This window comes from Rhodovulum sp. 12E13, assembly GCF_003340565.1.
Lineage (GTDB): Bacteria > Pseudomonadota > Alphaproteobacteria > Rhodobacterales > Rhodobacteraceae > HLUCCA09.
This window is the reverse complement of record NZ_QPLK01000003.1, coordinates 46,070-59,642: the sequence shown is the minus strand read 5'-3', so window position 1 is coordinate 59,642 and position 13,573 is coordinate 46,070. Positions and strand designations below refer to the sequence as shown.

At 70.1% G+C, this 13,573-nt stretch carries 14 protein-coding genes; 6 read left to right on the top strand and 8 right to left on the bottom strand.

Annotated elements, in window-relative coordinates; all coding sequences use genetic code 11:
* Positions 1–2 precede the first annotated feature (2 nt).
* From ureG to DLJ49_RS03500, 3 genes are all read left to right on the top strand, one after another.
* A complete protein-coding gene (gene ureG / locus DLJ49_RS03510) occupies positions 3–617 on the top strand; it encodes an urease accessory protein UreG (protein ID WP_115392334.1) in 615 nt (204 codons plus the stop codon).
* A 132-nt stretch (positions 618–749) separates the two neighbouring features.
* Positions 750–1,229, top strand: coding sequence for a hypothetical protein (locus DLJ49_RS03505; protein ID WP_115392138.1), 480 nt, complete (start codon positions 750–752; stop codon positions 1,227–1,229).
* 66 nt (positions 1,230–1,295) lie between these two features.
* Positions 1,296–2,117: a DUF2189 domain-containing protein gene (locus DLJ49_RS03500; RefSeq protein ID WP_233488686.1), complete on the top strand. Its 822-nt coding sequence runs from the start codon at positions 1,296–1,298 to the stop codon at positions 2,115–2,117.
* Here the strand turns inward: DLJ49_RS03500 and ilvN are convergent.
* From ilvN to DLJ49_RS03480, 4 genes are all read right to left on the bottom strand, one after another.
* Positions 2,087–2,689 (bottom strand): acetolactate synthase small subunit, encoded by a 603-nt coding sequence (gene ilvN, locus DLJ49_RS03495; protein ID WP_115392137.1) that lies wholly within the window; start codon positions 2,687–2,689, stop codon positions 2,087–2,089. The genes DLJ49_RS03500 and ilvN overlap by 31 nt on opposite strands.
* A 203-nt stretch (positions 2,690–2,892) precedes the next feature.
* On the bottom strand, positions 2,893–4,542 hold the full coding sequence (locus tag DLJ49_RS03490; RefSeq protein ID WP_115392136.1) for a BCCT family transporter: 1,650 nt from the start codon (positions 4,540–4,542) through the stop codon (positions 2,893–2,895).
* A 45-nt stretch (positions 4,543–4,587) separates the two neighbouring features.
* Complete coding sequence (locus DLJ49_RS03485; RefSeq protein WP_233488684.1) at positions 4,588–4,986, bottom strand: universal stress protein; 399 nt, start codon at positions 4,984–4,986, stop codon at positions 4,588–4,590.
* Positions 4,987–5,219: 233 nt separating this feature from the next.
* Positions 5,220–6,974 (bottom strand): acetolactate synthase 3 large subunit, encoded by a 1,755-nt coding sequence (locus DLJ49_RS03480; RefSeq protein WP_115392332.1) that lies wholly within the window; start codon positions 6,972–6,974, stop codon positions 5,220–5,222.
* A 350-nt stretch (positions 6,975–7,324) separates the two neighbouring features.
* On the opposite strand from DLJ49_RS03480, the gene DLJ49_RS03475 reads away from it, so the two are divergent.
* The 3 genes from DLJ49_RS03475 to DLJ49_RS03465 all read left to right on the top strand — a co-directional run bounded on the left by DLJ49_RS03475 (position 7,325) and on the right by DLJ49_RS03465 (position 10,674).
* A complete protein-coding gene (locus DLJ49_RS03475) occupies positions 7,325–7,903 on the top strand; it encodes a hypothetical protein (RefSeq protein ID WP_115392134.1) in 579 nt (192 codons plus the stop codon).
* Positions 7,904–8,048: 145 nt separating this feature from the next.
* Positions 8,049–9,104, top strand: a complete 1,056-nt coding sequence (locus tag DLJ49_RS03470) for a cytochrome-c peroxidase (protein WP_115392133.1) — start codon at positions 8,049–8,051, stop codon at positions 9,102–9,104.
* A 184-nt stretch (positions 9,105–9,288) separates the two neighbouring features.
* Positions 9,289–10,674 (top strand): bifunctional enoyl-CoA hydratase/phosphate acetyltransferase, encoded by a 1,386-nt coding sequence (locus tag DLJ49_RS03465; RefSeq protein ID WP_115392132.1) that lies wholly within the window; start codon positions 9,289–9,291, stop codon positions 10,672–10,674.
* Positions 10,675–10,838: 164 nt separating this feature from the next.
* On the opposite strand, the gene DLJ49_RS03460 is transcribed toward DLJ49_RS03465, so the two are convergent.
* From DLJ49_RS03460 to DLJ49_RS03445, 4 genes are all read right to left on the bottom strand, one after another.
* Positions 10,839–11,909 carry a YeeE/YedE family protein gene (locus tag DLJ49_RS03460; protein WP_115392131.1) on the bottom strand — a complete coding sequence of 357 codons (1,071 nt, stop codon included), beginning with the start codon at positions 11,907–11,909 and terminating at the stop codon, positions 10,839–10,841.
* 273 nt (positions 11,910–12,182) lie between these two features.
* A complete protein-coding gene (locus tag DLJ49_RS03455; protein ID WP_115392130.1) occupies positions 12,183–12,524 on the bottom strand; it encodes an ArsR/SmtB family transcription factor in 342 nt (113 codons plus the stop codon).
* Between the two features lie 18 nt (positions 12,525–12,542).
* Complete coding sequence (locus tag DLJ49_RS03450) at positions 12,543–13,064, bottom strand: GlcG/HbpS family heme-binding protein (protein ID WP_115392129.1); 522 nt, start codon at positions 13,062–13,064, stop codon at positions 12,543–12,545.
* Positions 13,065–13,101: 37 nt separating this feature from the next.
* Positions 13,102–13,515: a thioredoxin domain-containing protein gene (locus DLJ49_RS03445; protein WP_115392128.1), complete on the bottom strand. Its 414-nt coding sequence runs from the start codon at positions 13,513–13,515 to the stop codon at positions 13,102–13,104.
* Between the last annotated feature and the right edge of the window lie 58 nt (positions 13,516–13,573).

Sequence of the window (13,573 nt, the reverse complement as noted above, 5' to 3'; positions counted from 1 at the left end):
CCATGACCTCTCCTCACGGCCCCCTGCGCGTCGGCATCGGCGGCCCCGTCGGCGCCGGCAAGACCACGCTGACCGAGGCGCTCTGCCGCGCGCTCGCGCCGAAACATTCGATGGCCGTCGTCACGAACGACATCTACACCAGCGAAGACGCCGAGTTCCTGATGCGCGCGCAGGTCCTGCCGCTCGAGCGCATCCGCGGGGTCGAGACGGGCGGCTGCCCGCATACCGCGATCCGCGAGGATGCGTCGATCAACCTCGCCGCGATCGACCAGCTCACGAGCGACATCCCCGACCTGGCGCTCGTGCTGATCGAGAGCGGCGGCGACAACCTCGCCGCAACGTTCAGCCCCGAGTTGGCTGACCTGACGCTTTACGTGATCGACACCGCCGCCGGGCAGGACATTCCGCGCAAGCGCGGCCCCGGCCTCGCAAGATCCGACCTTCTCGTGGTCAACAAGGTCGACCTCGCCCCCCATGTCGGCGTCGACCGCGACCGGCTCGAGGCCGATACCGCCGCCGCGCGCTCGGGGCGTCCCTACGTCATGGCGAGCCTGCGGCAGGGGGCCGGCGTGGCCGAGATCGCCGCCTTCATCGAGCGCGAGGGCGGGCTGGCCTGACGGCATCGCCCGCGCCGGCCCTGCGCCCTCCGGCCGATCCGGGGGCATCGCGGTGCCCTGCGAAAAGGCGGATGCGCGGGGCGGTCAGTTTGCCCCATCGCGTCCGCCGCCCACCGCGATAGATGCACGATCATGGCCACCGAGTTTCTCGCCTCCGGCGCGCGCGACGCCTTCCGCGACCACCTCGCGCGACACCGCAGCGTGACCGAGGCGCTCGCCGAATGGTGTCAAGCGCGCGGGATCGGGGCCGGCCCGATCCGGGCGGAGCGTCTTGCCCCGGAAGCGGGCGCGGGGGTGCCGTCGGCGCTGGCCGTGCGGCCGGGCGAGGCCCTCGTGCGGCGGCGGGTGCGGCTGGTGCGGGGCGGGGTGGCGCTCGCCGAGGCAGACAACCTCTACCTGCCGGGCCGGTTGCCCGCGGGCGTGGCACGGGCCCTCGACGAGACCGACACGCCGTTCTTCACGCTCCTCGCCGCCCACGGCTTCGCCCGTGACCCGCTCGCGCCTCCGCGCGACGCGGCCGGCGGCGCGCTCGAGACGGTGGCGGTGGTGACGATCGGCGGCCGACCCGTCTCGCACGTGCACGAGCGCTTCGCGCCGGCGCTCTGGCGCTGAGAGCGGCGCCTCCGCCCTTGCCCTCCCCCCCACGCTTGCCGCATCCTGCGGGCGGGAGGACCAGCCATGTCGGAGATGCCGCACGGCGCGGGCGCGGCGCAGCCCTCCGCGACCGCCGCCCCCAGCCCCGAGATCATGGAGCTCGACCTCGGCGACCTGCGCCATGCGCTGGCCCGCGGCTGGGCCGACTGGCGGGCGGCGCCCGGATTCGGCGCGGTCTTCGCCGGCGTGTATGTCGCGGGGGGGCTGATCCTCGCCTTCGTCGCGGGCGGCTTCGTGTTCCAGACTCTGATCCTGGCGCTCGGCTTCCCGCTCTTTGCCCCCTTCGCGGCGGTGGGCCTCTACGAGGTGTCGCGTCGGATCGAGGTGGCGCGCCCGCTCGACGTCTACCAGGTGTTCGGCGCGGTCTGGCGCGAGAAGGACAGGCAGATCCCCTGGGCGGGGGCGATCATCGTGATCTACTTCCTGTTCTACTCGTTCCTCGCGCACATGATCTTCGCGCTCTTCATGGGCGCCAGCCCGATGACCAACATCTCGACCTCGTGGGAGGCCTACCTGACGCCGGGCGGCCTGACCATGATCGCGGTCGAGCTCGCCGTGGGCGCCCTGCTCGGGTTCGTCCTGTTCGCGCTGACGGTGTTCTCGCTGCCCTACATGCTCCACAAGGAGGTCGACTTCATCACCGCGATGATCCTGTCGTTCCAGGCGGTGCAGGCCAACCTGCGGGTGATGCTGGTCTGGGCGCTCACGATCGGCGTGATCGTGGTGGTGGCGATGGTGCCCGCCTTCCTCGGTCTGCTCGTGGCGCTGCCCGTGCTCGGCCACGCGAGCTGGCACCTCTACCGAAGCGCGCTCCGTCACCCCGAGGACGAGACCGAAGCCTCCTGAGAGACGGCGTGGCCCGAGCCGCGGGCGATGGCGGCGACGCCGGTACGCGCCACCTCGATCAGCCCGAGCGGGCGCATCAGTTCGGCGAAGGCGTCGATCTTCTCCGGCGTGCCGGTCAACTCGAAGACAAAGCTCTCGAGCGTCGAATCGACCGCGTTGGCGCGGAAGATGTCGGCGAGGCGCAGCGCCTCGACGCGCTTGTCGCCCGTGCCGGCCACCTTGAGCAGGGCGAGCTCGCGCTCCACCGCGGGGCCCTCCACCGTGAGGTCCATCACGTCGTGCACCGGCACCATGCGCGACAGCTGTGCCTTGATCTGCTCGATGACGGAGGGCGTGCCGGTGGTGACGATGGTGATGCGCGAACGCTTGCCGGTGTGGTCGACCTCGGCCACCGTCAGGCTCTCGATGTTGTAGCCGCGGCCCGAGAACAGGCCGATCACGCGCGCCAGAACGCCTGCCTCGTTGTCGACTAGCACGGCCAGCGTGTGCCGCTCCTCGGCCTGCGCGCGCGGGTCGCGCAGGTCGTAGGCGGAATGCTTCGAGGAGCCTTTCTCGATCTTCAGGGCGGACATGGGCGCTCGTCTCTCGCAACTCTCGGTCGAGGGGCGTCCTAGCACCGCCGTGCGGCCCCCGCATCCCGAAAATTGGCGCTCCGTGCCGCGTAACGCGACGGGGGCGAGGCCATGCGCCCCGCCCCCGTCTTCTTCTTGCTCCAAGTATCCCGGGGGGAGTCGCCGGAGGCGACCGGGGGGCTGGCCCCCCGCCCCGGTCGCCGCTAGCGTGGCTCGCTCATCAGGCCGCGCAGGATCGCGTAGCAGATCAGCAGCAGCACGATGGTGAAGGGCAGGCCGGTGGAGATCACCATGGCCTGCAGCGCGCCGAGGCCCCCGCCGATCAGCAGCGCGATGGCCACCAGCCCCTCGAAGGTGCACCAGAACACCCGCTGCGGCACCGGCGCGTCGACCTTGCCGCCCGCCGTGATCGTGTCGATCACGAGGCTGCCCGAGTCCGACGAGGTGACGAAGAACACGATCACCAGGATGATCCCGATGGTCGAGGTGATCGCCGCGAGCGGCAGGCTGTCGAGCATGGCGAAGAGCGACAGCGGCGGGTTGTAGGCGTCGATCACGTTGGCCTTGACCGCCGAGGTGTCTGGGTTGGCGATCATGTCGTTGATCGCGGCGCCGCCGAAGACCGCCATCCACAGGATGCAGACGATCGAGGGGATGATCAGCACGCAGGTGATGAACTCGCGCACCGTCCGGCCGCGGCTGACGCGGGCGATGAACATGCCCACGAACGGCGACCAGCTGATCCACCAGGCCCAGTAGAAGGCCGTCCACCCCTGACGATAGCCGTCGTCCTCGCGCCCGACGGGGTTGGACAGCGGCAATACCTCCTGCGCGTAGGCAACGAGCCCCTTGCCGAACTCGGTCAGGATCGAGACGGCGCCGGCCGTGAAGAGCACGAAGAGCAGCAGCAGGAAGGCGAGCCCCATGTTGATCTCGGAGAGCACCTTCACGCCGCCGTCGAGGCCCCGCAGCACCGAGACGAGCGCCACCAGCGTGATCGCGATGATGAGGATGACCTGCACGGTCACGCCCTCCGGCACGCCGTAGACATGGTTCAGGCCCGCATTCGCCTGCTGCGCGCCGAAGCCCAGCGAGGTGGCCAGGCCGAACAGCGTGGCGAAGACCGCGATGGTGTCGATGACGTGGCCCCACCAGCCCCAGACCCGGTCGCCGAAGATCGGGTAGAACGCCGAGCGGATCGTCAGCGGCAGACCCTTGTTGTAGGTGAACAGCGCCAGCGCCAGCGCCACCACGGCATAGATCGCCCAGGGGTGCAGCGCCCAGTGGTAGGAGGTCGCCGCCAGCGCCATGCGCCGCGCTTCCTCGATATTGGCTTCGATCAGCGCGCCGTCCTCGGTGAACGGACGCACGGTGCCCAGCGGCTCGTCGCCCCACGGCGTGGCGAAATAGTAGGCCGGCTCGAGCACCCCGAAGAACATCAGCCCGATCCCCATGCCCGCGGCGAACAGCATCGCGAACCAGCCGGCGTAGGAATAGTCGGGCGTCGCCTCCTTGCCGCCGAGGCGCACCGACCCCCAGGGCGTGACGATGAGAAGGAGGCAGAAGATGACGAAGATGTTCGCCGCGCTCAGGAAGAACCAGTCGAACGTCGAGGTGAGCGCCGGGCGCAGCCAGCCGAAGAAGTCGGCCGCCTGCTGCGGCGCGGCCAGCGCGTAGGCCACGAAGGCCACGACCGTCAGGCCCGAGATCATGAAGACCGGGTTGTGGATGTCGAAGCCGAACGGGCCGACCCGGCCCTCGACGTTGTCCTGGCCGATCTCGTAATCGGTCTCGATCAGGTCCACCTCGCCTTCCGGCGCCGGTATGCCCTGTGGATCGGTTGAGTCTGACATGAGCGTTTCCCTGTAATCCCTTTTGTTTTCCTGTCTTTTCGGCGCTCAGCCGCCCCGGACCAGCAGCACCGAGACATGGGCGTGGCTCGCCAGCTTGCCGCCGTGCGAGGGCCAGTCGAAGGCGTGCGGGTCGTGCGTGCCGGCGACGATCAGATCGGCGCCGATCTCGTCGGCGACGTCGACGAGCATGTGGTCGATCTCGATCGCCGGGTCGTGGGCCGTGATCGGCTTCGACCCGGCCTCGATTCCGTAGGCGCTCGCCTGGCCCTGAGCGAACTCGGAGAGCTTTCGCCCGTATTCCTCGGGCGTGTGCGCGACCTTGCTGGGCTGCACTCCGGTGACACCGACATAGGTCACCTTCGCTCCGTAGAGCTTGGCGAGGTCGGCGCCGGTCTTGAGGGCGCGCTCCAGCCGATCCGCATGGGCCAGATCGACGGGAATCATGATGTGGGTATACAAACGTCCCTCCCGCTTGCGTTCTTTGATTTTTGGGCGGGGGCAGAGTGGCGGTGCTGGCGCCCCCGTCAGGCAGCGCGCGCACCCGGTGCAACGCTGACCCTGACGGCAGCCTAGCAGGCCGGGCGAGAATTGCAAAACCCCGGCGCCACATGAAAAAAAACGGCGCCCGGGGCGCCGTTTTCCTGTCTCGAAGCGTCGCTTCCGCGCCGTGCCGGGGCTCAGACGAGCACGGCGCCCGAGCTGCCGATGGCGTCGTGGGTCGTGGCATCGCCGAGCAGCATCTTGTTGTGCGGCTCGCCGGACGGGATCATCGGGAAGCAGTTCTCGTGCTTCTCCACGAGACAGTCGAAGATCACCGGCCCGTCGTACTCGATCATCTCCATGATTGCGTCGTCGAGGTCTTTCGGGTCCTTCACCATGATGCCCTTGCAGCCGAAGGCCTCGGCGAGCTTGACGAAATCGGGCAGCGCCTCGGACCACGAATGCGAGTAGCGCTCGCCGTGCAGCAGCTCCTGCCACTGGCGCACCATGCCGAGGCGCTCGTTGTTGAGGATGAACTGCTTGACCGGCAGCCGGTACTGCACCGCGGTGCCCATCTCCTGCATGTTCATCAGCCACGACGCCTCGCCGGCGACGTTGATCACCAGCGCGTCGGGGTGGGCGACCTGCACGCCGATCGAGGCGGGCACGCCGTAGCCCATCGTGCCGAGGCCGCCGGAGGTCATCCAGCGGTTGGGCGCGTCGAAGCCCATGAACTGCGCCGCCCACATCTGGTGCTGCCCGACCTCTGTGCAGACGTAGCGGTCGTGCCCGCGCGTCAGCGCCTCGAGCCGCTGGACGGCGTGTTGCGGCTTGATCGCGGTGTCGGAGTTGCGGAACGTCAGGCACTCCACCGCGCGCCATTCGCCGATCTGCGCCCACCACTTCCCCAGCGCCTCGCGGTTGGTCTTGCTCCCGCGGGCCCGCCAGATGCGCAGCGCCTCCTCGAGGACGTGGGCGATGTCGCCGATCACGGGGAAGTCGGTATGCACGACCTTGTTGATCGAGGAGGGGTCGATGTCGATATGGGCCTTGCGGCTGTGGGGCGAGAAGTCGGAGATGCGGCCGGTGATCCGGTCGTCGAAGCGCGCCCCGACGTTGATCATCAGGTCGCAGCCGTGCATGGCGAGGTTGGCCTCGTAGAGACCGTGCATCCCCAGCATCCCCAGCCAGTTCTCTCCGCTCGCGGGGTAGGCGCCGAGGCCCATCAGGGTGGAGGTGACGGGAAAGCCCGTCTCGGCCACGAACTCGCGCAAGAGCTGGCTCGCCCGCGGCCCCGAATTGATCACGCCGCCGCCGGTGTAGAAGACCGGGCGCTCGGCCGTCTCCATCGCCTCGACGAGGCGCGTGATCATCTCGGTGTCGCCCTTCACCCGCGGCTGGTAATGGCCCAGATCGGCGGTCTGAGGGGCGACATAGGTGCCGGTGGCGAACTGCACGTCCTTGGGGATGTCGACGAGCACGGGGCCGGGGCGACCGTTGGTGGCGACGTGGAACGCCTCGTGGATCGTCTCGGCCAGCCGGTCGGTGTCCTTCACCAGCCAGTTCATCTTGGTGCAGGCCCGCGTGATGCCGACCGTGTCGGCCTCCTGAAAGGCGTCGGAGCCGATCATGAAGGTGGGCACCTGGCCCGTCAGCACGACGAGCGGGATCGAATCCATCAGAGCGTCGGTGATGCCCGTCACGGTGTTGGTGGCCCCGGGGCCGGAGGTGACGAGCACCACGCCCGGCTTGCCGGTGGAGCGGGCATAGCCCTCGGCCGCGTGCGCCGCGCCCTGCTCGTGCCGCACGAGGATGTGGCGGATGCCCGCCTCCTGGAAGATCTCGTCGTAGATCGGAAGCACGGCGCCGCCGGGATAGCCGAATACGACGTCCACGCCCTGGTCCTTCAGGGCCTGAACCACCATTCTCGCTCCGGTCATCTGCTGTGCCATCTGATCCACTCCGTATCCGGCATCTGTCGCGTCGGTCTGTCTCTCGGACATGAAAAAACCCCCGATGGCAAGTCGGGGGCGCGCATGGGACCTCGTCAGGGTGTCCGGGTTACCGGCCCATGCACGCGTCTCCTACGATTACCACAAGGCGAGGCATCGCTCTCTCCGTCCGAATTGCGTGGAACGTAGGCCCCGCGCCGCACCGGGTCAACGCCCATTTTCCCCGAAGTTGCGCGGCCTGTCGCGGCGGCGCAATTCCGTTTCGGAGGCATCCGCAGTTGACGCCGGTCAAGGCGGGTGCGGGCGGGTCGGGCGATCCTCGCCCGCACGGGAGAGAGGGGGAGACGACGATGACCCAGCACCGACTGACGAAGCCGGACCACTACATCGACGTGCCCGAGGCGGTCGGCGTGTTCGACAGCTTCGAGACGCTGCAGCAGACGATCTACGACCTGATGATGGCCGGCTTCTCGCGCTACGACATCTCGGTGCTCGGCGGGCACGAGGCGATGGCGGCGAAGTTCGGCCGGCACTGGTGGACATCCGCCGACCTCGAGGACGAGGCGGACGCGCCGCGCGCCGCCTTCGTCTCGGAGGAGGCGATCGGCGAGCTGGAGGGCGGGATCGTTGGCGGCTTTCTCTTCGTCGGCTCGGCCATCGCCATGACGGTGCTGCTGACGCCCGCAAGCACGCTTTTGGGCTCGGTCGCGGCGGTCGCCGTCGGCGGCACGCCCGGCGCGGTGCTCGGCACGCTGCTGGCCCGCCGGGTGAACCGCCACCACAAGGACTACTACGCCGAGCAGATCGCCCATGGCGGCATCCTGGTCTGGGTGCGGGTGAACGCCCCCGAAAAGGAGCGCATCGCCACCGAGATCATGAGGGCGCATTCGGGGCGCGACGTGCATGTGCACGGCTGGAGCGAGCCCTGAGCCGACCCCGCGCGCGGATGCGGCATGATCGCGCGACGCGCCCGAAAGTGCGACAGCCGCGACCTGCACTTGATCGAGGTCAAGGTTGGCCGCCCCTGCCGGCCTTCAACTGACGCGGGAGGATCCACGTAACGAGAAGGTAGCCATGACCGTTTTCCGCACCGCCACCGCGCTTGTGCTCACCACGGCGCTTGCCGGCCCGGCCCTTGCGCAGGACGACGACCTGCGCAACTGGGCGTCGGACATGTTCCAGCCGGTGCCTGCCACCGTCCCCGCGCTCGACGACAACATCGTCACGCCGGAGAAGGTCGAGCTGGGCAAGGCGTTGTTCTTTGACCCGCGCATGTCTGCATCGGGCGTGTTCTCCTGCAATTCCTGCCACAACCTCGCCACCGGCGGCGACGACAACATGCCCGTCTCGATCGGCCATGGCTGGCAGACCGGCCCGCGCAACTCGCCCACCGTGCTGAACGCGGTGTTCAACACCGCGCAGTTCTGGGATGGCCGCGCGCCCAACCTCGCCGAGCAGGCCAAGGGCCCGGTTCAGGCGGGCGTCGAGATGGCCAACACCCCCGACAACGTCCTCGCGACCCTCAACTCGATGCCGCAATATGTCGAGTGGTTCGACGCCTCCTTCCCCGGAGAGGACGACCCCGTCACCTTCGACAACTTCGCCAAGGCGGTCGAGGCCTTCCAGGCCACGCTGATCACGCCTTCGCCCTTCGATGCGTGGCTGAACGGCGACGACAACGCGTTGACCGACGAGCAGAAGCGCGGGATGGAGGTGTTCCTCGAGGCCGGCTGCGCGACCTGCCACAACGGGGTCAACCTGGGCGGCAACGGCTATTACCCCTTCGGCCTCGTGGAGCGGCCGGGCGCGGAGATCCTGCCGGAGGACGACAAGGGCCGCTATCAGGTGACCGAGACGGTCGACGACGAATATGTCTTCCGCGCCTCTCCCTTGCGCAACATCGCGCTGACGGCGCCCTACTTCCATTCCGGCAACGTCTGGAGCCTGCAGACCGCCGTCGAGGTCATGGCCGAGTCCCAGCTCGGCACCGCCCTGGCGGCCGAGGAAAGCGAGGCGATCACCGCGTTCCTGGAGTCGCTGACCGGCGAGTTGCCCGAGGTGGTCTACCCGATCCTGCCGCCCGAGACGGCCGCGACGCCGCACCCGAGCGGAGAGGTCATCCCCAACTGATCGCGCCCCGCGGCGGGTCAGGGCCGCGACGCGCACGGAAGGGCGGGCCGTCCGGCCCGCCCTTTTCCGTCTCGGCGCTGCGCACGGGGCAGGGAGCTTTTGCCGCAGCGTGCCATGCTCGCGCCGACACGCCGGCAGGCTAGGGTCGGCCGCGACCGAGCGACAGCGCCCCAACGGAGACCCCATGACCGTCTTCACCAACGTCCCCCTCGACCAGCTGCGCCCCGGCATGGAGGCCGAGACGCGCCGCATCTGTCTCGCCGACGATTTCTACGTCTTCGCCAACGCGAGCGGAAACCTGAACCCCCTTCACCTGCCGCGCGAGGATGGCGACGGCGACGGCATCCCCGAGGCGGTTGCGCCCTCGATGTGGGTGGCGGCCCTCATCTCGTCGGTCCTCGGCAACCAGCTGCCGGGGCCGGGCACGCTCTACTGCGCGCAGTCGCTCCGCTTCGTCGGCCGCGCCCAGGCCGGCGACGAGCTGATCGTCACGGTCACGGTGACAGAGGTCGGCGATGACGGTGTCGTCACGCTCGCCACCCGCGTGTGCCATGTCGACGGGGCGGTGGTGGTCGAGGGCGAGGCCGAGGTGAAGGCGCCCCTGAAGCCGCAGACCTTCCACGCCGACGACATCCCCGGCCTGACGGTCCAGCGCCACGCCCATTTCGACGCGCTGATCGAGCGCGCCGAGCCGCTCGACCCGATCCCCACCGTGGTCGTCGCGCCCGAGGGGCCGAACTCGCTCGGCGGGGCGCTGCTGGGGCGCGACCATACGCTCATCACCCCCATCCTCGTGGGCGACGAGGCCGCGATCCGCAGCGCTGCCGAAGAGATGGGCGCCGACATCGCCGGCCTCGAGATCGTGCACGAGCCCGACCACGCCGCAGCCGCCCGGCGCGCGGTGGCGCTCGTCCACGAGGGCCGCGCGCGGGCGCTGATGAAGGGCCGGCTGCACACCGACGTGCTGCTCTCGGCGATCGTGAAGCGCGAGGGAGGCCTGCGCACCGCGCGCCGGCTCTCCCATGTCTTCGTGATGGACGTGCCCGGCCTGCCGCACCTGCTGATGATCTCGGACGCGGCGATCAACATCACCCCCGACCTCGAGACCAAGGTCGACATCACCCAGAACGCCATCGACCTCGCCCGCGCCCTCGGCATCCACGAGCCCAAGGTCGGCATCCTGTCGGCGGTGGAGACGATCAACCCGCGCATCCCCTCGACGCTCGACGCCGCCGCGCTCGCCAAGATGTCGGAGCGCGGGCAGATCACGGGCGGCCTCGTCGACGGGCCGCTGGCGATGGACAACGCCATCGACCTCGCGGCCGCCCGCACCAAGGGTATCACCTCGGCGGTCGCGGGCCGCGCCGAGATCCTGATCGTGCCGAACCTCGAATCGGGCAACATGCTGGCCAAGGAGCTGACCTTCGTCGCCCATGCCGAAGCGGGGGGCATCGTGATCGGCGCACAGGTCCCGATCATCCTCACCAGTCGCGCCGACGACGACAAGGCGCGGCTCGCCTCCTGCGCCATCGCCGCCCTCTACGCCGCCAACGGCCGCCGCGTCGCCTGACGCGCGTCCGCCGCCCGCGCCGCCGCAATCACCACCGGCACCGCTCGCCGTACCCGCGCCCCCACCGCCTCTTCTTCATCCCGCTTCTTCTTGCCCGAAATATCCCGGGGGGTGCGGGGGGCTGGCCCCCCGCACAAGCGCTGCCCATGCCGCGCGCGCGGCGCTCACGACGGGGCGAAGCCGTGGATCAGGTGGCGCAGGCCCAGCCAGGCGCCCCCCCAGATGCAGGCGACCGTCAGCGGCGCGCCGTAGGCCAGGACCGAGAACGCCGACAGCCCCTGGCCCACCGAGCAGCCGAGCGCGACGGCCCCGCCCACGCCCATCGCCGCCGCGCCGCCGATCTGGCGGCGCAACTCGCGGGCGTCCTCGCAGGCCTCCCAGCGGAAATGGCCGCGGATCAGCGCGCCGATCAGCGCGCCCCCGAGCACCCCCGCGACCGAGCCCACGCCGAACGACAGTGTCAGCCCCGACGCCAGCATCGCCCAGAGCAGCGTGTCGCCCAGCGGCCGCGCGAAGGAGTGGCTGGCGAGCGCGGCGGGCTCGAAGCCGTGCGCCGCGATCCAGGCGGTGCCCGCCCAGCCCGACGCGATGGCGAGGCCCACAGCCGCGCCCCACAGCACGGCACGCCCCTCGCGGCGCATCCGGTCGGGCCAGAGCGCGGCGGTCGCGATGGCAAGGCCGAGGGCGAGGCCGACGGCATGGTCGGCGACGCCGAGCAGCGCGCCGCCGAGCGCGGCGAACCCGGCCGGCACCTCGCCCCGGATCAGGTCGGGCGGCAGCAGCGCGACGCGCGCCGCGGCGAGCGGGCCCGACAGCACCACATAGGCCGAGACACCCATGACGAGCACGATCACGAAGGCGCGCAGGTCGCCGCCCCCGAGGCGGGCGAGCGCGCCGTAGCCGCAATTGCCGGCGAGCGCCATGCCGTAGCCGAAAAGCAGTCCGCCCAGCACATGCGCGACCGGGTTCCACCCGTCTGCGACGTAGAACGTCTCGCCGGTCGCGACCCAGCCCGCCGCCTCCATCGCGAAGACGGCCGTGGCGGCCACCCCGACCGCGAGCGCCCACATCCGCATGCGGATGTCTGATCCGCCGTAGAGCAGATCCTCGATGGCGCCGAGGGTGCAGAAGCGCCCGAGCCGGGCGGCGAGGCCCAGAACGATGCCGCCGACGAGGCCGACCAGCGCGACGAGTGCAGGCTCGGACAGGCCGAGCGCCGTTGCCGTATCGAACATGCGCGCTCCTCCCTGTTCGCGCCCGCCCTTCCTAGAACAGCCGCCCGCGTCGCGTCGCGGCGGGAAACGTCGCAGGCGGCGCGCGGGGCCGGCTGTGACCGGGGCAGGGGGCGTTGCACCCCGCCGGCCTTCAGCCGGCTGCCCGGGACATCCCGGGCGCACGATCGGGTCGGACGCGCCGGGGCCACGCGCGCCGGCGAAGGACGTGCCGGGGCCAGGTGCCGCGTTCAGCAGGTACGCGGTGGGCGCGCCCGTTGGCGCGCCCGGCCGGGCTCAGCGCGCGTCGTCGCCGCAGAAAAGCTCGTAGACCAGCTCGATGATCTTGCGGGGGCGGTCGTCGGCAAGACTGTAATAGATCGCCTTGCCCTCGCGTCGCGGCACGACCAGCCCCTCGAGGCGCAGTCGCGAGAGTTGCTGCGAGACGGCCGCCTGCCGGGCGGAGAGCAGCCGCTCGAGCTCGGTCACCGTCTTCTCGCCCGAGACGAGGTGGCAAAGGATCATCAGCCGCCCCTCGTGGCTGATCGCCTTGAGGAAGGTGGCGGCGTCCTGTGCCTTGGCGGCGATCTCCTCGATCTCGGCCTCGGAGGTGCTCTCGTCGATCTGCGGCAGTCCCATCGGTCTATCCTCTGGCCCCTAGAAGGCGATGTCGTCGAAAATGGCGTCGATGCCGGCCTGAGCGCACTCGTCGTCGGCCTCGGGCGTGGGCGCGCCGGAGACGCCGATCGCGCCGACGAGCGCGCCGTCGCCCGATTCGATGGGCATCCCGCCCCCGAGTGCCAGCACCAGCGAGAGGTCGCGGATCGCGTTGGTGTCGTTGTCGGCGCGCGTGTTCTCTTCCAGCATCGAGGTCGGGTCGCCGAAGCTCGCCGCCGTCCACGCCTTGCGGAACGATGTCTCGTAGACATGGGCGCCCGCGAAGCGCTCGCGCAGAAAGACCTGCGGGGTGCCGAAGCGGTCGGTCACGGTGATGCCCGTCTGGTAGCCCTGCGCGGTGCAATGCTCGAGCGCGGCCTGCGCGGCCTTGAGCGCGATCCCGGGCGCGAGCGCCTCGAACGACACGAGCGCGTCCTGCCCGCGCGCCTCCTGCGGCGCGGCGAGCGCGGCGGGCAGGGCGAGTGCGGCGCCGAGCGCGGCGGCGGCGAAATGGCGTGTCATGGCGTGAGTCCTCCCTTCAGGCGGGCCCTTGGCGGCCCTAGTTCGTGGCGCCGTCCTGCGGCGCGAATCCGGCCGTGTCGACGAGCAGGCGCTCGATCAGCGGCCAGAAGAAATCCTCGCCCGGATAGCCCTCGAGCCGGCCGAGCTCCTCGCCCTGCCCATCTATGATCAGAAAGGTGGGGGTGAAGGTCACACGGCGCTCGAGCGCCATTTCGCCCGGCATGTCGCGCAACTGCGCGCGGCGCAGGGGCGCGAAGTCGCCCGCCGAAGTGCGCGGCCAGATCGGGCCGATCTCGGCGTTCCAGCGGGCGCACCAGGTGCAGCCCGGCTGCTCGACCATCACGAGTTCGACCGCTTCCGGTGCCTCCGCGCGCGCGGGCATCCCCCCCGCGAGGGCCGCACAGGCCAGCGCGAAGGCGGCGGCCTTCGGAGCGGTGAAACGGTATGCCATCGAGCACCGATTGACGGGTGTCAGATGACAAGCGTAATCTGAATACGAGAATAAGACA